The sequence below is a fragment of the Chitinophaga sp. genome (assembly GCF_017745275.1).
In the GTDB taxonomy this organism is placed as follows: Bacteria; Bacteroidota; Bacteroidia; order Chitinophagales; family Chitinophagaceae; genus Chitinophaga.
This window is the reverse complement of the sequence record NZ_JAGHZS010000004.1, coordinates 426636-444899: the sequence shown is the minus strand read 5'-3', so window position 1 is coordinate 444899 and position 18264 is coordinate 426636. Positions and strand designations below refer to the sequence as shown.

General features: G+C 43.2%; 18 protein-coding genes. 9 read left to right on the top strand and 9 right to left on the bottom strand.

What is annotated here, in order from left to right; translation table 11 throughout:
• The first annotated feature begins 14 nt into the window (after positions 1–14).
• The 3 genes from J7623_RS14510 (at position 15) to J7623_RS14500 (ending at position 1956) form a co-directional block, all read left to right on the top strand.
• A complete protein-coding gene (locus J7623_RS14510) occupies positions 15–428 on the top strand; it encodes a hypothetical protein (RefSeq protein WP_291921211.1) in 414 nt (137 codons plus the stop codon).
• Positions 429–639: 211 nt separating this feature from the next.
• Positions 640–1488: a universal stress protein gene (locus J7623_RS14505; RefSeq protein ID WP_291921208.1), complete on the top strand. Its 849-nt coding sequence runs from the start codon at positions 640–642 to the stop codon at positions 1486–1488.
• 93 nt (positions 1489–1581) lie between these two features.
• The gene (locus J7623_RS14500; RefSeq protein ID WP_291921205.1) at positions 1582–1956 is read left to right on the top strand and encodes a hypothetical protein; all 375 of its coding nucleotides are present in this window, start codon (positions 1582–1584) and stop codon (positions 1954–1956) included.
• A gap of 3 nt (positions 1957–1959) precedes the next feature.
• Here J7623_RS14500 and J7623_RS14495 read toward each other — a convergent pair whose 3' ends face one another.
• The 3 genes from J7623_RS14495 to J7623_RS14485 are packed head-to-tail and all read right to left on the bottom strand — an operon-like array spanning position 1960 to position 5405.
• Positions 1960–3018 carry a response regulator gene (locus tag J7623_RS14495; protein ID WP_291921201.1) on the bottom strand — a complete coding sequence of 353 codons (1059 nt, stop codon included), beginning with the start codon at positions 3016–3018 and terminating at the stop codon, positions 1960–1962.
• Between the two features lies 1 nt (position 3019).
• Positions 3020–4609, bottom strand: coding sequence for a PAS domain-containing sensor histidine kinase (locus J7623_RS14490; protein ID WP_291921198.1), 1590 nt, complete (start codon positions 4607–4609; stop codon positions 3020–3022).
• A 37-nt stretch (positions 4610–4646) separates the two neighbouring features.
• Entirely contained in the window at positions 4647–5405 is a 759-nt protein-coding gene (locus J7623_RS14485) for a TIGR00730 family Rossman fold protein (RefSeq protein ID WP_291921195.1), read from the bottom strand.
• A gap of 266 nt (positions 5406–5671) precedes the next feature.
• On the opposite strand from J7623_RS14485, the gene J7623_RS14480 reads away from it, so the two are divergent.
• The 4 genes from J7623_RS14480 to J7623_RS14465 are packed head-to-tail and all read left to right on the top strand — an operon-like array spanning position 5672 to position 8668.
• Positions 5672–6505: a universal stress protein gene (locus J7623_RS14480; RefSeq protein WP_291921192.1), complete on the top strand. Its 834-nt coding sequence runs from the start codon at positions 5672–5674 to the stop codon at positions 6503–6505.
• A gap of 11 nt (positions 6506–6516) precedes the next feature.
• Positions 6517–7353: a universal stress protein gene (locus tag J7623_RS14475; protein ID WP_291921189.1), complete on the top strand. Its 837-nt coding sequence runs from the start codon at positions 6517–6519 to the stop codon at positions 7351–7353.
• Between the two features lie 10 nt (positions 7354–7363).
• A complete protein-coding gene (locus J7623_RS14470) occupies positions 7364–7882 on the top strand; it encodes a flavodoxin domain-containing protein (protein WP_291921186.1) in 519 nt (172 codons plus the stop codon).
• A 33-nt stretch (positions 7883–7915) separates the two neighbouring features.
• Positions 7916–8668, top strand: a complete 753-nt coding sequence (locus J7623_RS14465) for an SDR family oxidoreductase (RefSeq protein WP_291921183.1) — start codon at positions 7916–7918, stop codon at positions 8666–8668.
• Positions 8669–8691: 23 nt separating this feature from the next.
• Here J7623_RS14465 and J7623_RS14460 read toward each other — a convergent pair whose 3' ends face one another.
• Positions 8692–9603 carry an AraC family transcriptional regulator gene (locus tag J7623_RS14460; RefSeq protein ID WP_291921181.1) on the bottom strand — a complete coding sequence of 304 codons (912 nt, stop codon included), beginning with the start codon at positions 9601–9603 and terminating at the stop codon, positions 8692–8694.
• A gap of 10 nt (positions 9604–9613) precedes the next feature.
• Positions 9614–10354: an SDR family oxidoreductase gene (locus J7623_RS14455; protein WP_291921177.1), complete on the bottom strand. Its 741-nt coding sequence runs from the start codon at positions 10352–10354 to the stop codon at positions 9614–9616.
• A 281-nt stretch (positions 10355–10635) separates the two neighbouring features.
• On the opposite strand from J7623_RS14455, the gene J7623_RS14450 reads away from it, so the two are divergent.
• A complete protein-coding gene (locus J7623_RS14450; RefSeq protein ID WP_291921174.1) occupies positions 10636–11457 on the top strand; it encodes an alpha/beta hydrolase in 822 nt (273 codons plus the stop codon).
• 150 nt (positions 11458–11607) lie between these two features.
• Here the strand turns inward: J7623_RS14450 and J7623_RS14445 are convergent, their stop codons facing one another.
• Positions 11608–12186, bottom strand: coding sequence for a Crp/Fnr family transcriptional regulator (locus J7623_RS14445; RefSeq protein ID WP_291921173.1), 579 nt, complete (start codon positions 12184–12186; stop codon positions 11608–11610).
• 207 nt (positions 12187–12393) lie between these two features.
• Between J7623_RS14445 and J7623_RS14440 the strand changes: the two genes are divergently transcribed.
• A complete protein-coding gene (locus J7623_RS14440) occupies positions 12394–14004 on the top strand; it encodes a sigma 54-interacting transcriptional regulator (RefSeq protein ID WP_291921170.1) in 1611 nt (536 codons plus the stop codon).
• A gap of 5 nt (positions 14005–14009) precedes the next feature.
• Here J7623_RS14440 and J7623_RS14435 read toward each other — a convergent pair whose 3' ends face one another.
• From J7623_RS14435 to J7623_RS14425, 3 genes are read right to left on the bottom strand one after another with little or no spacing between them, the layout of a single operon-like run.
• On the bottom strand, positions 14010–14639 hold the full coding sequence (locus J7623_RS14435) for a TMEM175 family protein (protein WP_291921166.1): 630 nt from the start codon (positions 14637–14639) through the stop codon (positions 14010–14012).
• Positions 14640–14655: 16 nt separating this feature from the next.
• On the bottom strand, positions 14656–16023 hold the full coding sequence (locus tag J7623_RS14430) for a sigma-54 dependent transcriptional regulator (protein ID WP_291921163.1): 1368 nt from the start codon (positions 16021–16023) through the stop codon (positions 14656–14658).
• Positions 16024–16034: 11 nt separating this feature from the next.
• Complete coding sequence (locus tag J7623_RS14425) at positions 16035–18263, bottom strand: histidine kinase dimerization/phosphoacceptor domain -containing protein (RefSeq protein WP_291921159.1); 2229 nt, start codon at positions 18261–18263, stop codon at positions 16035–16037.
• Between the last annotated feature and the right edge of the window lies 1 nt (position 18264).

Genomic DNA, 18264 nt, shown 5'->3' with positions numbered 1-18264 from the left:
TTAAACAAGGAAGTATGAAAAAGATATTCAGATTCATTACTGCTGGTATGGTAATGCTACTCATCATCAGCAAAGGGAACATTTCGATGGCCGGTAGCAGCTCCTCCTTCAGCAAACACTCACCTGCAGGTGAATGGATAAAATCAACAACCGGTACCTGGCCAGGCATGAAGGACGGAAAGACGTATTGGTATAAGCTGGATAAAAAAGCCGGCCTTTGGTGGAGTGCCGACGGGAAGAAATGGGCCGCAGTTACCGATGGCCTGTGGGCAGATAAAGATGGTAAGTGGCTGAAAATTCACCAGGGAAAACTTGTCTGGAGTACCGATGGTAAACAATGGAGCGAAGTGCCTGATTGGAAATGGGAAGGCTCAGATGGCAAATGGTATAAATTCGATGCTAAGTGGACCCTTTGGGTGAATGAATAAATGGTAGCAGTGGATAGATTTTATGTTAGGATTTTCAAAAGGGCGTAACAGGAATTCCTGTTACGCCCTTTTGAAAATTATATAATTCCAGGTGCTGAAGACGCGCTTCATTGTGCCATCAAACCTGACCTGACGATAATCAGGATATATCCTAATGAGTATCATATTTCATTATTCCGGGTGATTTTACATTTGAGTAAAATGACCTGTTATGCAGAAGATAGTCGCCATATTTGATGGCCTTAGATTTTCAGAAAGTACGCTTCATTATGCAATACTAATTGCCCAACGCCAGGATGCCCATCTGACCGGCATTTTCTCCAATGACTTCACGTATAATAGTTTTAACCTGTACCAGTTATTAAAGGCAGGAACGGCGCAGTCTACCATCAGGCAACTTGAGCTGGCTGATGAAGCAAAGCGTGAGGCCGCTGCTGTAACATTTGAAGCTGCCTGTCAAAAAGCCGGAATATCCTATAGTGTTCATCGTAATACAAATATTGCACTCCAGGTAGCGCTGGAAGAAAGCATTTATGCGGATTTGCTGATAGTAGATGTTCGGGAGACGTTTGTACATGATAAAATGAATCCGCCTACACGTTTCATCCGGGATCTGCTTACAGATGTGCAATGCCCTGTATTGATTGTACCGGGCCAGGTTTGGGTGCCTCCTGTTTTTAATGATATCAGAAATATCGTATTACTATATGACGGAGAACCCTCTTCTGTTTATGCCATTAAGATGTATAGTTATCTGCTGTCTTTTTTGCAGACATTACCAACCACTGTATTATCAGTTAACCCGGAGGGGAATCACCTGGTGAACAAGCACCTGGTAAAGGATTTTATTCATCAACATTTCCCTGGCGCAACTTATCGCGTCATGGAGGGGGTACCGGAAAAAAAGATTTTGGATTATATGCGTGAGCAACCGGCAGATACGATGGCAGTGTTGGGGGCATACAGGCGTAGCACAGTTTCCCGTTGGTTCAGGGAAAGTATGGCTGATGTATTGATGCAGGCGTTATCATTTCCGCTGTTTATAGCGCATAATAAATAGTAATAATGATGATAAACAGCCAAAATACTGATCATCGTCATGTATTGTTGCGCCGTTTGCTGATAACTTAGTCGATTAATATTAAATAATGAGATGATGCAAGATGATTTGAACGGACATATACCACAACATGAGTCCTGGAAGTATGTGTTGAGGGTTATAGAGGATGAAACCATTTTTTTTAAAACCAAACTGGCTCACATTCTTTCAAATGATTTTGAAAAAAGTCATTTGAAACATTTGGAGATTTTTCAACATAGATTTCTTAAAATGGATGAACAGGTGGAGCTGCTCCGGCACGAAGTCAGTGAACTTCAGGATATTATAAAAAAAAGTAGTTGGGTCATTATTCACCCGGAAAAGATAGCCCAACTACAAAAAACGCTGGAAGTAAAGATGGATGGATTACAGGAGAGTTTTGATACGCTTTCTTCAGACTTTCGTACGTATTTACACCAGTTTCGATAATAGTTAAGAAAGCATGTTTGCTAATTTTTTTTCATCAAGAATAATAACAATACCATCTTTTATATCTATCAGTTTTTCCTCGCGGAAGTCGCTCAACGTCCGGATGAGTGACTCCGTGGCGGTACCTGCAATATTGGCGAGGTTCTCCCGGCTGATTTTTACGATGAAAGGAGGTTCGTGCTGAGGGTTATATTTTTTATGAAGATTCAGCAACGCTTCTGCTACTTTTTTTCTAAGGGAATTATATGCCAATCCCAGTAACTGCTGCTCCCTGGAGGCCACATTTTTGGCCAGCATCCGGATAAACTGTAATGCTACCTCATAGTTGTTATGAAGTAATTCTTCAAAGTCTTCCAGTGGAATAATGGCAATTTCAGTTTCTTCCATCGCCACCGCTGTGTCTTTATAAACAGATCCTTCCAATAGTGCAGTGTAGCCTAAAAAGTCGCCGTCGCTATATAGTTCTGTCACCAGTTCTTTACCTAAGTCGTTGCTTTTGGAGGTTTTTACTTTGCCTTTTAATACAAAAAACAGCCGGGCAGGGTGATTTCCCTCTGCGTAGATAGTTTGTTTTTTCTTGTATTTGTCAATATTTCTGCCCTCTGCCAATGCTTTAAGGGATTCTTTTCCCGTGGCTTCATACATCAGTTTATTTAACCCTTGCAGGTTGGGCGGGAAATGTTGTTTTTTGATAGCTGCTTTTTTTAACCTGCTGGCAATTGCATCCCATAGCTCTGTTCCGGTGAAGGGTTTGGTAATATAATCATCAGCTCCCATACCCATTCCCTTCCTGAAATCAGCCCTTTCCGTTTTAGCTGTCAGGAAAATAAATGGAGTATCACTGACCTCTTCATGTTGTTGCATAAGATGTAAAACGCCAAATCCATCCAGCACAGGCATCATGATATCGCAAATCACAAGATCCGGATGATGCTGGAGAATCATTTCTACGCCTGTCTTCCCGTTGTCGGCTGTTAGCACACTATAGCCTGCTATTGCTATAATGTCTGCTGTGTTGTCCCGTAGTTCTTCATTGTCTTCAATCAGCAATATTTTCTTCATATCAGGATGAGGTATTTTTAGTGTCAATAGGGAAAGTAATAGTAAAGGTAGTGCCTTTGTTTAATTCACTGGTGCATATAATATTTCCGTTCATCATCTCGCTGTATTTATGGACGATATGCAATCCCAAACCAGTTCCCTGAATATTGGTGACGTTGCTGCCGCGATAAAAACGTTCAAAAAGATGTTGTTGATCTTCTTCCGACATGCCAATGCCATTGTCTTTTACGGAAAGTATAAATTTATCATCGTCTTTAATCGTTTCTATTTCTATCAGGCTATCGGATTTTGAAAATTTAATCGCATTTCCCAGCAGGTTCATCACAATGTGCTTTAAGAGGGAAGTATCGAGGACTAATTTTTCGCCACCGGTATGTTTGTAGCCTATTACCTGGTTTTCTTTAATAATTCCCTGCATTTCCTGTATAATGGTATTGAAATGCTCTTCAATTTCAAATTCTGTGCTTCGTACCTGTACTTTTCCTTCCTCGATTTTACCAACAGAGAGAAAGTCATTTAATGTATCCGTCAACAGGCTAACATTGTTCACAATTCTTTGTATATGCTTATTGCGGATAGGTTGATCCTGGTCTGTGTCATAATGCTTTACCAGGAAGGCGGAAGAAAGAATGGTACTCAAAGGCGTACGAAATTCGTGGGAGGCCATCGAAACAAAGCGTGATTTCAGATCCCCTAATTCCTTTTCTTTGCCTAGTGCGATCATCAATTCTTCTTTGGAGGCTTCCAGCTCTTCCAGTGCCCTGCGAAGCTTTATGGTACGATCTTCCACCATTTCTTCCAGTTCATTATAAAGCTTTTCTACTCTTTCTTCTGCTTTTTTTCGTTCAGTAATATTGCTGATGTAGGCGATTACGAATTTGCCCTCCTCGTTGGAATAGTGGCTAAGGCTGATTTCTACGGGAAATTCAGTTCCATCTTTACGTACGGCATATAAATCAAGACCAATACCCATTGGCCTGCTTTGCGGATCAGCATTGTATCTTTCTCTATGGCCGATATGACGGTGGTGAACGCGTTGGGGAATTAAGACTTCTACCTTTTGGCCTAACAGTGCGCCCCGCTCATAGCCAAACTGCTGCAGGGCAAAATCGTTAATGAGCACAATTTCTCCCTGTTGATTTGCTACCAGTATTCCGATACTGGCGAAATCGAACAAGGCCCCAAAGCGCTCTAGTTCCCGGTTGAGTTGTTGTTTATATCGCCTGTTTGTTAAGATGTCGGTAATCCTGAAAAAGCAATAATCTTTATGATCGTGTTTAAGAAAAATTTCTTCGTACACACCGCTGAACGTTTCGCCTTTAATGTTTTTCAGCTCCCGTTCTTCTACTACCTGGTTGGTGGTAGTGGCTTGTGCCGTTCCTCCAACGGTACCTATTTTATTTTGTTCGAGGATTAGTTCGAGGGAAGCATAATCATCGGTCCCCAGCATTTTAATGCCTGTTTCGTTGATATAAATCAGCTTACCGTTTTTGAGGTCTCTTATTGCAACAAGCCCGGGAATACGCTCCAGGATTGCCGCAAATATGCTAAGCTGAAAATTGGTATCCAAATCACCAATAGATAAACTCATAGTGTCTGTCGCGGATATTATTTGATATATAGGGTGGCTATTCTCCCAAAAAAATTAACCGGTGAAATTCTGCTTCCCGTTTTGTATGATATTTCTCAACAGCATACTTCTGGAAATGAGCGATGGCTTCATCCGGAGCATCTGTTAATAATATATACTGCAGGTCATTGGGGTCGATCATGTATTTTTCAATCATTTTATGAAATAGTGGCATGAGCGGCTCCCAATAGCTGCGGTTCATCAGCACCAGCGGAAAGTTAAGGATTTTATGGGTTTGAATCAAAGTAAGTGCCTCAGAAAATTCGTCCAGGGTGCCGATCCCCCCGGGTAATATCAAAAATCCATATGAATATTTGAACATAAGTACCTTACGAACAAAAAAATACTTGCAATTGAATTGCATGTCCAGGTATTTATTGGCAGCCTGCTCCCGTGGTAAGCTAATATTACAGCCTACTGATTTGCCACCGGCTTCTTTTGCTCCCCGGTTAGCAGCTTCCATAATACCGGGTCCACCACCGGTCATAACGGTAAAGCCAAGTGTAGCAATACCTGCTCCCATTTTACGTCCCAATTCGTAATAGTCAGATCCCGGCTGTACCCTTGCCGATCCGAATACCGCGATACAAGGGCCTGCAAAATGCAGTACCCTGAACCCGCGAATAAATTCAAATAATATTTTCAGTGAAAAGAAGAACTCTTTTGTTCTGGACCTTGGTCCTTCCAGGAAATACTTTTCTTCATGTCCTGGTAATTCCTGTGTAACGGCGGGCCTGCCGAGATGGTTGCTAGACATAAGCTGATTATTAAAGCGTCAATTTCCTATTATCTTCTTTACAGGATTATGACCACCGTCAGATAACCGCTTGATTATGCTCATTTTTTTACACCATGTATCCCTACCTGGAACTGGTGGTTTTAGAATTTCGCCAAGATCGGGTTTACCTGGCAGAAGTGCAAGCCGGATACATAAATGGTTTTATGATTTCAATCAGTAATGAAGCTGAGAGGTGTCATTTTTTTAACATACAGGAGATACTAGCTTCGACAAAAATATTCTTTATGGAAAAGATATTATTTATATCCGATGCGGTCACCATGAACAGGGAATGTCTTGATTTTTCCTGTTACCTGGGCAACCTGACACATTCAAAAGTGACTGGTGTGTTTCTCGAAAACCAGGAATTAGAACTCAGGTCGGCCGAAGCCATTGAGGAAATTGCTGTTTGTGCACCAGTTCCGGGAGCGCCGCTTGATATACAGAAGCAACTATACAGGGATGAAAATATTGTTTTATTTAGAAGCATCTGTGAGTCCAACGGAGTGAACTGTGAAATACATAAAAATGTGGGGATGCCTGCAGCAGAAGTGTTAAGGGAAAGCAGGTATGCAGACCTGCTCGTAATTGATGCCGCCACCAGTTTTTCCTGGAAGCCGGAGAGTACACCTACCGCTTTTGTAAAAGAGGTGTTAGAAAAGTCTGAATGCCCGGTTGTTATTGCTCCATTGGCTTTTGATGGCATTGAGGAAATAGTTTTCACCTATAACGGAAGCCCTTCGGCGATGTTTGCTATTAAGCAGTTTACGCATTTGTTCCCTGCGTACCGCCATACTAAAGTAACGGTATTAAGTATCGTTGACACCGGGAAACAGATAAAGGGAGATAAGGCGAAACTGGAAGAATGGTTAGCGGTACATTATGAGCACGCAACGCTTATGGTGCTGGAAGATACCAGTGTGAGCGGACGATTGATGGAATACCTGTTTAACAGGGAACGCACTTTTATGGTAATGGGCGCTTATGGCCGGAATTTATTATCTAAGCTGGTGCAGCCCAATCCGGCACAACCCATATTAAAATTGAGTACCCAACCCATATTTATTTCACATTACTAACAAGCTATTTTATGAAAAAGATTATCGCAGCTATGGATGCCCTTCATTTTTCTGAGCAACAAGTTGCCTGTTTTAAATATTTTGCCGGGGAGGCGAACGGTGCGCTGACACTCGTTTGTATGGATAATCTAACTACGGGGGCTATTCCCGTGGCAGGTATTTTTTCAGAACCTCCTGTAGTTACCTATGAGCAGATTAGCATAGAGGGAAGAGCTGCGCTTCAATGGCAGAGAAGTAAGAATATAAAACAGTTGCATCAGCTTTGTGATAAAGATCATATAGGTATTGATGCCAGGGAGTCAGTTAGTTACCCGGTAGAAGAAGTGGTGGCGGCCAGTCGTTTTGCAGATCTGTTGCTGATCAGTAACAGCACCTCCTTCACAGCGCTTCCGGATACTTACCCGCCACGGTTTGTGAAAGATCTGTTGGTAGAGGCAGCATGCCCGGTGATGGTATTACCGGATGTATTATCGCCTATTAAGGAAATTATATTTGCCTATAACGGCACCTATTCTTCTATTTATGCTATCCGGCAGTTTACGTTGTTGTTCCCGGGATTTGCAGATCTCCCTGTGAAAGTAGTGTATGTAGCCGAAAAAAATGAGCGGGCGATCCCGTTTGAGCATCAGCTGAAAGCCTATCTGCAGGCACATTATGAGAAAGTGGAATTTGCGATAATGACGGGCGAACCAGCTACTGTTTTCCTGGCATTGCTAATACGTAGGACTGACTGTATTGTTACCTATGGCGCTTTTGGAAGAAGTGAGGTGTCTCGTTTTTTTCATCATAGTGACGCGGAAAATATATTGCGTACGGTAAATATCCCTGTGTTTATCACCCATCCTTAACGTATTTTCTATGAAAGGCATTATTATTTATAAGGGAAAGTATGGAGCAACCCGGCAATATGCCATTTGGCTGGGTAATATATTGAATATTCCCGCCGTGGTAGCAGGGAGTGAAGCGAAGGGAGATTTGGAGTCCGTAGATTATATCATTTTGGGAACCAGTGTTTATATTGGAAAATTGCAGTTACGCCAATGGGTGGAGCAACATCAGGATTTATTGTTGCGTAAAAGGTTGTTTCTCTTCCTGGTGGCAGGCACCCCTGTTTCGGAAAAAGAAAAATTACAGGAGTACATTGCTGTTAATGTGAGTGCCGAAATCAGATCCAGGTGTAGCTGCTTTTTTCTTCCCGGAAAACTGGTGTTTAATAAATTATCGCTACCAGATAAAATTTTGTTGAGAATGGGTAGCTGGCTGGCAAAAAAGCGTGGAGAGAATATTGTGATGACAGATTATAATCACGTAAGCCGGGAGCTGCTGTTTGAAATTGTTGATGCAGTAGGTAAATTAAATGAGGCCGCTATTAAATGAAAAGAACGCGGTTTCACGGGAAAAATCATAGTTATGAAACAGCTTGAAAATAAGGTTGCTATTGTCACCGGAGGTGGTTCCGGTATAGGGGCTGCTACTGCCCGGCTTTATGCCGCAGAAGGAGCGAGGGTTATTGTATCTGATATTCATGAGGAATCTTGTCGAAAAGTAGTAGCGGAAATAACAGCGGCAGGAGGGCAGGCATACGCCGTTACTGCCGATGTAAGTGATGCCCAGCAATGTGAAGCCCTTATTGCATCCACTATCAGGCACTACCAGCAGTTAGATATTGCTTTCAACAATGCTGGAATAGGGGGAGAAAGTAATCCTGTAGGGGATATGAGTATAGAAGGATGGAATAAAGTGATCGCAGTTAACCTTAACAGTATATTCTACTGTATGAAGTACGAGATACAGGCTATGTTGCCCAAGGGAGGGAATATTGTGAATATGAGCTCTATATTGGGCCAGGTAGGGTTTGCGAATGCTGCAGGGTACGTTGCTGCTAAACATGGTGTGATAGGACTCAGCCAGACTGCAGCCATTGAATATGCTGAGCGGGGCATCCGCATTAATGCGGTTGGCCCGGGTTTTATTGACACTCCTTTATTGAGTGCTGCAGGTATGGATAACAAGGTGAAACAGCAGATAGCAACGCTACATCCTATAGGCAGATTGGGTAAAGCGGAAGAAGTGGCAGCGCTGGTATTATGGTTAAGCACAGAAAAGGCCTCATTTGTAAATGGTGCTTATTATGCTGTTGACGGCGGTTATTTGAGCCGCTGATATTGCGTTATCATTTGAAAAAATCAATTGAATTTTTGCCTGAACTCCAGAGGGGTTTGTTGAAGTTTGCTTTTGAAGAGCTTACTGAAAGACTGAGGATGCTCAAAGCCCATACGATAGGCTATTTCCGCTACAGTAAGCGCGGTGGACCCAAGCAGATCTTTAGCCAGTTCAATCACTTTGTCCTGGATGTATTGCTGGGTATTGCGCCCCGTCAGTGATCGTAGCAGGTCTCCCAGGTAACGTGGCGATACGTGCAGCGTCTCGCTGATGTATTGTACAGATGGCAGTCCGTGATGCAGCGCATTGTCTTTGTCAAAGTATTCGTCTAATAATTTGTCCAATGCTGCTATTATCTCATGGTTGATTATTTTCCTGGTGATGAATTGGCGGTTGTAAAAACGGTGACTGTGATTTAATAGCAGTTCGATCTGCGAAACTAAAATATCCTGGCTGTATTGATCAGTATTGTTATCCAGCTCTTTCGATATGGCATCAAATAAGTTGCTGATGATATCTTTTTCCCTGGCCGATAGGAAAAGCGCTTCGGAAGTGGCATAGGAGAAAAAGCCAAATTTAGTGATCGAGTTCCCCAACGGGTAATTCCTGATAAAGTCCGGATGAAAATATAAGGCATATCCTTCGTAGCTATCTATATTATTGGGAGAGGTAACCACTTGTCGGGGTTTGAGAAAGGCAAGTCCACCTTCCTCAAAATCGTAATAGCCCTGACCGTATTTGACCTGCCCTGCAAAATGATGCTTAAAGGAAATCTTGTAGAAATCAAGACTAATCTTTGTTCCCTTCTCAAAAGATCTGGTACCAGGTTGGCTGTAATCAACCAGGGCAATTAGCGGATGTACTGGTGCTGGCTGCTGCATAAAGCGCATCAGTTGCGAAATGTTTTTGAAATGATGAATGTCAGCATGCTGCATGCGAACCAATTTATTTTTGAGCTGCCGGTCGAATAACAATATCTCCCACTTCTACATCATCTGGCTGATTAATGGCATAAATCACGGCATTAGCTATAGCTTCCGGATGCAATGCAAAGGTCTCCATATTTTTTAATATAGCGGTCTTCATTTCCTGGTTCTTTATGGTATTGGCGAAGCCCGTTTTTACAAAACCTGGAGAGATACCGGTAATTCGTATCGCGCCATCTGACTCCTGCCTGAAAGCTTCGGATATTGTACGAACGGCATTTTTGGTGGCAGCATACACACCCTGCCCTGGTACGATTTTTATCCCTGATGTTGATATAATATTGATGATTTGTCCCGCTCCCTGGCGCTTAAAAATGGGTATAGCTGCTGCCATTCCATATAGTACGCCCTTTAGATTAACATCGATCATCTCTTCCCAACCGGGGATGTCCAGGTCTTCAATAGCGCCGAGCTGACTAACACCGGCATTGTTGATGAATACGTCCAACCTGCCAAACCGTTTTACAGCGGTATTGGCTAATGCTGCTACCTGTGCTTTATCGGTCACATCTGTTTCCAAAAAGTTTGCTTCACCGCCGTCGTTTATAATCTCGTCCGCCACTTCCTTTAATGCCGCAGTTTTACGTGCGCCCAAAAATATTCGGGCTCCTGCTTTAGCCAGGCCGATGGCCGTTGCGCTGCCAATTCCGCTCCCTGCCCCGGTAATAACTATCACCTTCCCTTTGATATGATTTTGCATTTTTTACTGGTTTAGTTCAGTAGCAAAATTCACACATAGACCGTAGGCGGAAGTAGTCCAATTGGTGATTATTGTAGCCGGATCAGGTTTTCTATTCTTCCAAACGCCGGATTATTAATCTAGATTAATACTGATTCTTAATATACATTATTGGGTAGTAGCTGCCTGGTAAGCGACTTTTGCTTTACAATTGAGGATAGCAAAATCCCTGATGCCAGGGCGAATCAGCTTCTTCGTTAAACAAAACCAAGTTTGATTATTAAACCACTAAACTTACGAAAATGAACAAGATTACAGTAAAAGACGGAACCGAAATTTACTACAAGGATTGGGGAACAGGTCAACCACTTGTTTTTCACCATGGATGGCCATTATCTTCCGATGATTGGGATGCTCAGATGATTTATTTCCTGAACCAGGGATTCAGGGTTATTGCGTTTGACCGCCGCGGACATGGACGATCCAGTCAAACTGCCGTTGGGCATGATATGGACACTTATGCAGCTGACGTAGCTGAACTGGTGAAGGCACTCGATCTGAAAAATGCGGTACATATTGGTCATTCAACAGGTGGAGGAGAGGTAATACGCTACGTTGCCAAACATGGCAAAGGACGTGTAGCTAAAGCGGTACTTGTTAGTGCTGTAACGCCAATAATGGTTAAAAACGAAAATAACCCTGATGGCATTCCCTTATCTGTTTTCGACGAGATACGTGCGAATACCGCCACCAACAGGCAACAATATTTCGAGGACTTCACGATCCCGTTTTATGGTTACAATAGGGAAGGAGCAAAGAAATCTCAGGGCGTGATGGACAATTGGTGGCGCCAGGGAATGATGGGTGCTATAAAGGCGCACTATGATTGTATCAAGGCATTTTCTGAAACAGATTTTACAGAAGACCTGAAGAGTGTTGACATTCCAGTGCTCGTGATGCATGGTGAAGATGACCAGATTGTTCCCATTGCTACTACCGGGGTAAAAGCCGCCGCACTTTTAAAGAACGGAAGACTGATTTCATATCCTGGTTTTCCTCATGGTATGCCAACAACAGAGGCAGCCACCATCAATAAAGATTTATTGTCTTTCATCAGGGAATAGTTATTATTGGTACCAGTATATAAATGGCCCGGAATTATTCCGGGCCATTTGTATTTATGAGGAATTGTCCGCCAAATCTTAATGCAGGTTAACGCGATTTCTTAAACGGGTTCATTGGCACTCAAAGAAGTATCACAGAACTTTGTGACATCATTTCTTTTTTTGCAGGGTACTTCTCACTTTGCTGAGAAATTCCGGAGAAACGCCCAGGTAACGGGCTATTTGATGCTGTGGTACACGTTGTACAACCTGCGGGTATTTTTCAATGAAGGCCAGGTATCGTTGCTCGGCGGATTGTGAAAGAAGACTATGAAAACGTTTCTGGAGGGAGAAAAGAGAGCGCTGTATTAATAACCGGAATAATGCTTCAAATTTGGGTATTTTCTCATAAAGCATTGCTTTGCTTTTGTGGTCAATAATAAGCAACTCACAGTCTTCCAGTGATTCAATAAACATATTGGAAGGTTGTTGTTCCGTAAAGCTGAATGGATCGCTCACCCACCAGTTTTCTATAGCGAAGGAAAGGATTGTTTCGGTGCCATCATTACTTAAATAATAAGTGCGGATACATCCTTTTATGATGTAGGCTTCGAAATCGCAGATATCACCTTCCTGCAAAAGAAAAGTACGTTTACGGACCCGTTTAAATTTGAGCATGGAATGGAATAATTCCTGCTCAGCAGGTGTCAGTGAGATATGGTTTATAGAACTGTCGATTTGTTCAAACATAGTATGAATTCAAAAATTAGAGGTATGCCAGAATGTGATCCCAGGGTTCAAACGCTATTCCTGTGTTTATATTATTGATTATTAGCTATTTATGTAATTATGGGTGAGTGTTAAATTTACGATATATCGTATTTTTATGTAGACTATAGTATTATTGTGGAATGGTTTGGCCAGGCATAAATGCTACCAGATTGAAAATTAAGATTTATGGATATTGGAGTTTTTGATAAGAAGAATGAATTTGAAATCCTGTTATGCTTTTCAAAAGCGATAGCTGCGGCCAGGCACCGTTCGGACCTCTGGGAAATTATCAATGAACAGTTATTGGATAATTTTGGCGCCAGCTATTATACGCTTTGTCTTATTAATGAAGACGATAATACCCACACACCATTTTTGCATAGTACAGAAAGCAAAATAAAATCTGTTACCGGGGAAAGCCCGGTGATACATCAGCGGCACCCTTTTCATGACGGGATATTTAACCAGGCGATCGGGAGAGAGGATCCCATCGTATTGGATATGAAAAGTTTGATCCGGCAAAAGGAGGTTCCCACCTATGTTATTCACTGGCATAATTCAGGTGTGAAAGAGATGATGTTGTTGAGAATTTGTAATGGAAAAAAGCCTATGGGAGTATTGTATCTGTATGCCCGGAAGGCCGGCGTTTTTGGAGCGTACCAGTTTGGCCTGCTAAAAGGAATAGCTGATCAGCTGGGAACAGGCATATCGAATATTCTTGCCAATGAAAAAATAGCGTCCCAATTGGAGGAAATCCGCAGGTATAAAACAGAGCTGGAGCAGGAGAATGGTTATCTGAAAGAAGAATGGAAAAAAGATAAGCACCTCCCGAATAACGCTGTTGGCAATTCTCAGGCGATGAAGAGAGTGCACGGCCTGGTTGCAAAGGTAGCTCCTTCTGATGCAACGGTTTTAATACTTGGAGAAACGGGAACCGGGAAAGAACTGGTTGCTCACCAGGTGCACAGCGCTTCTCCCAGGCGTGATAAACTGATGATCAAAGTGAATTGCGCTGCTATTCCTGCTAACCTGGTGGAAAGCGAATTATTTGGCCATGAGAAAGGTAGTTTTACCGGTGCATTGGAAAAAAGAATAGGCAAATTTGAATTGGCTAATAACAGTACACTTTTCCTGGATGAAGTAGGAGAGCTTCCCCTGGAAATCCAGGCTAAGTTGCTGAGGGCATTGCAGGAAAAAGAGATAGAGCGGATAGGTGGACGTTCGGTTATTAAAACAGATGTGCGCATTGTTGCCGCTACCAACAGGAACCTGGAAGCCGAAATACTTGCAGGCCGCTTCCGGAGCGATTTATACTACCGGCTTAATGTATTTCCTGTTACGCTTCCGCCGTTACGGGAACGGGGTGAGGATATCCGGGAACTTGCGTTTTACTTCATGAGCCAATATGCGACTAATACCGGGAGAAAAATTACCGGCATTACAAAGAAAGTACAGGAAAAATTAAAGGCTTATTCCTGGCCGGGAAATATCCGTGAGCTGGAGCATCTTATTGAGCGTGCTGTGCTCCTTACTTCTACCAACACAATAACTGAAGTAAACCTTCCTACGAGGAACAAAATACTTCCTGTTGATATGGATGATGTAAATCAGATACGTTCCCTGGCAGATGTAGAACGGGAACATATCCTGAAGATGATAAAAATGTCCGGGGGCAGAATATCAGGAGTTAATGGTGCCGCTTCCAAATTACAGTTACCGCCCACTACATTGATGTCAAAAATGCAAAAGCTGGGGATCAGGAAGGAGCATTTTATAGCATCGCCCGAAACACGATAAGTTATTTATTGGCTGGTTGCTTTATTGTTTCCCCGGGAGAGATCCGGTTTACCCGATGTAAAGGCCCAATAACTCCACAGCAGTACACATACCAGGAGAGCGATGGATGGCCAGATAAAGGATAGCGTAAACGCTGATAAATGAACCGGTATGCCGCATAAATAGTCCCTTTTTATTTTCCGGATCGCTGAAGGACTAATTTCAGGTCGTAACAACTCCCGGTGGCTGGCTGCAATGGCCCAGAGTAAATTAAAAGCGAGATTGATCAGTACGAACAATCCTGTATAAATAGCCACTGCCAGGGTTTCTGAAGAGGTATGATAATATTTGGCCAGTAATGCAGTAGGATAGGATATACAGGTGGCCAGGAAGAGTATCAGGCCGTTGGCGAACATCAGTGCGCCATTACGCCGGTATATCTGTTTGAATATTTTGTGGTGGTTAACCCACATAATATAGATACTGAAAAAGGAAAGCCCGAATGCAAGAAAGGAGGGCCATTGACTCGCCAGGCTATTTAAGATGGCTGGTTTGTTGTCGCCTTCCGGTACGTGCAGTTCCAGTACCAGGAGCGTGATGGCAATGGCAAAAACGCCGTCGCTAAAGCCTTCTATTCTTGCAGTTTCTTTCTCCATAGCTGCCTGGGCGGTGTCAGTTATAAGTTGATTTAATACCCAATTTTTTCATTTTGGAATATAAAGTTTGTGGTGGGACTTTCAGTATTTCCGCTGCTCCCATTTCACCGGATACCCGGCCATTGCAGGCTTTCAATACTTTCATAATGTGGGCCCTTTCCATTTCTTCCAGCGTTTCCAGTTTGTCGTTGAAAGAGTCAACGGGTAGCGGTGACTCCGGGAATGCTGTTATATCCAGTTGATGGCTGTTGGTCAGAATAAATTGTCTTTCGATAAGATGTTCCAGCTCACGGATATTTCCCGGCCAGTGATATTCCATCAGCTGTTGTAATGCGGTATTGCTGATGTCTGTAACCTGTTTGTTGTTGGCGGCAGACAATCGCCTCAGGAAGTGATATACCAATGGCTCAATATCTTCTTTCCGGTCCCGTAAGGCAGGTAATTCAATGGGAAATACTTTCAGCCGGTAATAGAGGTCCAGCCGGAAGCGGCCTTCCGCCACTTCTTTTTCCAGGTTCCTGTTGGTAGCAACAATAACCCGTACATCCAGCTTGACCAGCTCATGACTTCCTAATTTTTCAATTTCCCTTTCCTGTAATACACGTAAAAGCTTTACCTGGGCTTCCAGGGGAAGTTCGCCTATTTCGTCCAGGAATAGTGTACCGCCGTTGGCTTGTTCAAACTTGCCAATACGTTTTTGTACGGCGCCGGTGAAGGCGCCCCGTTCATGACCAAAGAGTTCGGACTCCAGTAAGGATATCGGCAGCGCTGCGCAGTTGATGGTAATAAATGGTTTGTTTTTCCGGGGCGAGTTTTTGTGAATGGCCCGGGCGAAACATTCTTTGCCAGTGCCGCTTTCTCCCAGTAGCAATACGGAGGTATTTGTAGTGGCAACGGCGGTTATTTTATCGAGCGCTTTCCTGATGGCGGAACTACTTCCGATAATATCCGGGGCAAAGTTATTGATAGAGGGTTCCTGGACAGTGCCGCTTTTTATCATGCCATTTTCCACACCATGACGATACCGGGCGATATCCAGCATAATAAAAAGGTCACGCTCCCTGAAAGGCTTTACCAGGAAGCCATATGGCTGGGTAGCTTTGGCTGCTTCCAGGGTTTGTTGATTAGTATTGGCAGATATGTATAAAAACGGTAGTCTGCGTTGTAAAAGCTCTTTCCCCAGCTCAATGCCGCTGGTAGCCGTTTTTAGTGTAATATCCAATAATACCCAGTCAGGATTCTTTTCGTCTATCATTATCCTGGCTTTCTCCACTGATGTAGCGATACCACATACTTCATATCCTCCTTTGACGAGCATCATCTTTAAATCATTGCTTACAATGAATTCATCTTCTACGATCAAAATTTTTTCCTTGCGCTGCATTGCCTGTAATATTAGTTTGCATTGATAAATGACCCGATTAGAAAACGAACCTGTATTAAAACGCCGTCTTCGTTGCTTTTTAAATGGAATGTGCCATTCAGTTGCTCTGCGAGTCCTTTCATGAGGCTCATGCCCAGTGATGTTGATTCTTCCGGCTTTGCCCTGCCAAACCCTACGCCATTGTCTGCAATGGAGAGTGCACAATATCCGTAGCTATCTTTATTAAATATTATAGTTACTGTTCCTTTCCTGTCTTCCGGAAATGCATATTTAATTGAATTGCTAACCGCTTCATTCAGGATCAGCCCCAATGGAATGGCCTGCGCTACATCCAGCATAAGAGCATCACTATCTATATCAAAAATGAGGTTCCTGCTGGTATCAAAGCTATCCTGCATAAATCCAACAAGCTCGTTGATGTACCAGTTCATGTCTATAGCACCAAGATTATCTGTACTGTACAAACGTTGATGTATCAGGGACATGGCATACATCCTGTTCTGACTATTCCTGATGGCTGCAATAGCATCTTCGTTTTCGAGGTACTGGGATTGAGAATTAAGGAGACTGATAATAATTTGCAGATTATTTTTCACCCGGTGGTGTATTTCTTTCAACAGCCATTCTTTATCCTCTACCAGTTTCTGTAGTATATTATTTTGCGCATTAATTTCCTGTTGCTGCTGCGCCAGTTTTTGAGCAGTCCTGGTTTTCAGCCGGTAACGGTTGTACACCAGCACAAGGATCAGCGAAAGCATACAGATACCGCCAATGATCACGTTTCGGAATACTTTGCCTTTTTGCAGGGAAATTTCCTGCACTTTGCTTTTCTGGGTCAACAGTTCTATGTCCTGGTCTTTCTTCTCTGTTTCAAATTGCAGTCGTAGTAAACCAAGCTGTTTGGCCTGGTTCATATTGGTAAGGGAGTCCGAGAGATATTTATAATTTTGAAAGTGGTTTACAGCAGCGGTCATTTTTCCAAGGGCAGAATCGGTACGGAAAGCCATGTATTCCGCATCCGCTTTACGTATCAGCGAGAGTGGAAATGTTTTTAGCGTTTGCTGGTAATCTTCCAGGAAAGGTATTGTTTCGGCAAACCGCCCAATATGCTGAAGATAAAAAATCACGGCCAGGCGGGATAATTGTTTATTTCGTTCCTGGTCGCTGCCTTTTTCCAGGAATGTCAGCAAATTTTGGAAGTGTATTTGTGCTTTGTTGAGCTCATTAAGCGCGACAAAGTTTTTTAAATAAGTCATTTCCACCAATACAATTTCGCTTTCACCAGGAATAGGGCCCAGTTTTTCTGTGCTGGCCAATGTATCCAGGCTCCGGTGATATTCTTTTTTGTTCCTTAGGGCATCAGCAATATTTATGAGCATGGTTCGCACGGTGGCGGTGTCATTATATTTTTTTGCATGCTCGAGTCCTTTGTTAAAATATTCCAGGGCCTGATCAGTGTACGTGATACTATAGTACATGAGGCCAACACGGTTATAGATAGTGGATAGCAGTTGGCCATCTTCTCCTAATGCTTCGCTTACTTCCACTGCCTTTAGGTTGTACCGGAGCGATTCCACAAAATTGCCGGCACCGTGGTAGGCCTGGCCGATCAGAGAGTAAATCCCCTGCAGCCTTTTAAAGTTTGTTTTTTGGTATAGTGTAAGTGCTTCCTGCAGGGTTGTAAGTGCGTTGTTGTAATCTTCTCCATACTGTTGCAGGTCGCCTACAAATTCCATTAGTTTGGCTGCACTTAGTGTATCGTGCATCTCAAGGTATCGCCTGATACCTTCCTGGTACAACGCTACTTTGGGCGCATAATCCGGGCCATCATTAGAGTAGCTGCCTCCAAGTTCTATCACTGCCTGGGCTTTTTCAGGCAAGGTGCCGTAGGTATTCAGTATACTCAGCGCCTCCCGGCTTACGGGCCTTCCTTTAGCCGCCTGACCGGATTCGCGGTAAGCTTTGGCACGAAGGAGGTAACTTAATCCCAGGCCCCGCTGATAGTTCAATTGCTTACTGCGTTGTTCCATCCGGTCGGCTACCTGGAATGCCATCTTCATATCTTCTTCCTTTGACTCCGGCCTGTCCAGGTATGCTTCGCCTTCCCGCAGCCAGGCTGAAACCTGGGCGGTATCTGTCTTCTTATAAACTCCCGGTACCTGACCCAATAAGGATACAGATACCAGGAGCAAAAATAGAATGGCCGTCATACAACGGCTGCTGATGATATATTCCAGCATA

Bases quoted from the DNA above. Each gene is read 5' to 3' on its own strand.
- J7623_RS14440 (WP_291921170.1), top strand. From the start codon at position 12,394: ATGGATATTGGAGTTTTTGATAAGAAGAATGAATTTGAAATCCTGTTA.
- J7623_RS14425 (WP_291921159.1), bottom strand. From the start codon at position 18,263: ATGCTGGAATATATCATCAGCAGCCGTTGTATGACGGCCATTCTATTT.
- J7623_RS14490 (WP_291921198.1), bottom strand. From the start codon at position 4,609: ATGAGTTTATCTATTGGTGATTTGGATACCAATTTTCAGCTTAGCATA.
- J7623_RS14510 (WP_291921211.1), top strand. From the start codon at position 15: ATGAAAAAGATATTCAGATTCATTACTGCTGGTATGGTAATGCTACTC.
- J7623_RS14460 (WP_291921181.1), bottom strand. From the start codon at position 9,603: ATGCAGCATGCTGACATTCATCATTTCAAAAACATTTCGCAACTGATG.
- J7623_RS14430 (WP_291921163.1), bottom strand. From the start codon at position 16,023: ATGCAGCGCAAGGAAAAAATTTTGATCGTAGAAGATGAATTCATTGTA.
- J7623_RS14500 (WP_291921205.1), top strand. From the start codon at position 1,582: ATGATGCAAGATGATTTGAACGGACATATACCACAACATGAGTCCTGG.
- J7623_RS14475 (WP_291921189.1), top strand. From the start codon at position 6,517: ATGAAAAAGATTATCGCAGCTATGGATGCCCTTCATTTTTCTGAGCAA.
- J7623_RS14505 (WP_291921208.1), top strand. From the start codon at position 640: ATGCAGAAGATAGTCGCCATATTTGATGGCCTTAGATTTTCAGAAAGT.
- J7623_RS14450 (WP_291921174.1), top strand. From the start codon at position 10,636: ATGAACAAGATTACAGTAAAAGACGGAACCGAAATTTACTACAAGGAT.
- J7623_RS14495 (WP_291921201.1), bottom strand. From the start codon at position 3,018: ATGAAGAAAATATTGCTGATTGAAGACAATGAAGAACTACGGGACAAC.
- J7623_RS14465 (WP_291921183.1), top strand. From the start codon at position 7,916: ATGAAACAGCTTGAAAATAAGGTTGCTATTGTCACCGGAGGTGGTTCC.
- J7623_RS14455 (WP_291921177.1), bottom strand. From the start codon at position 10,354: ATGCAAAATCATATCAAAGGGAAGGTGATAGTTATTACCGGGGCAGGG.
- J7623_RS14470 (WP_291921186.1), top strand. From the start codon at position 7,364: ATGAAAGGCATTATTATTTATAAGGGAAAGTATGGAGCAACCCGGCAA.
- J7623_RS14485 (WP_291921195.1), bottom strand. From the start codon at position 5,405: ATGTCTAGCAACCATCTCGGCAGGCCCGCCGTTACACAGGAATTACCA.
- J7623_RS14480 (WP_291921192.1), top strand. From the start codon at position 5,672: ATGGAAAAGATATTATTTATATCCGATGCGGTCACCATGAACAGGGAA.
- J7623_RS14435 (WP_291921166.1), bottom strand. From the start codon at position 14,639: ATGGAGAAAGAAACTGCAAGAATAGAAGGCTTTAGCGACGGCGTTTTT.
- J7623_RS14445 (WP_291921173.1), bottom strand. From the start codon at position 12,186: ATGTTTGAACAAATCGACAGTTCTATAAACCATATCTCACTGACACCT.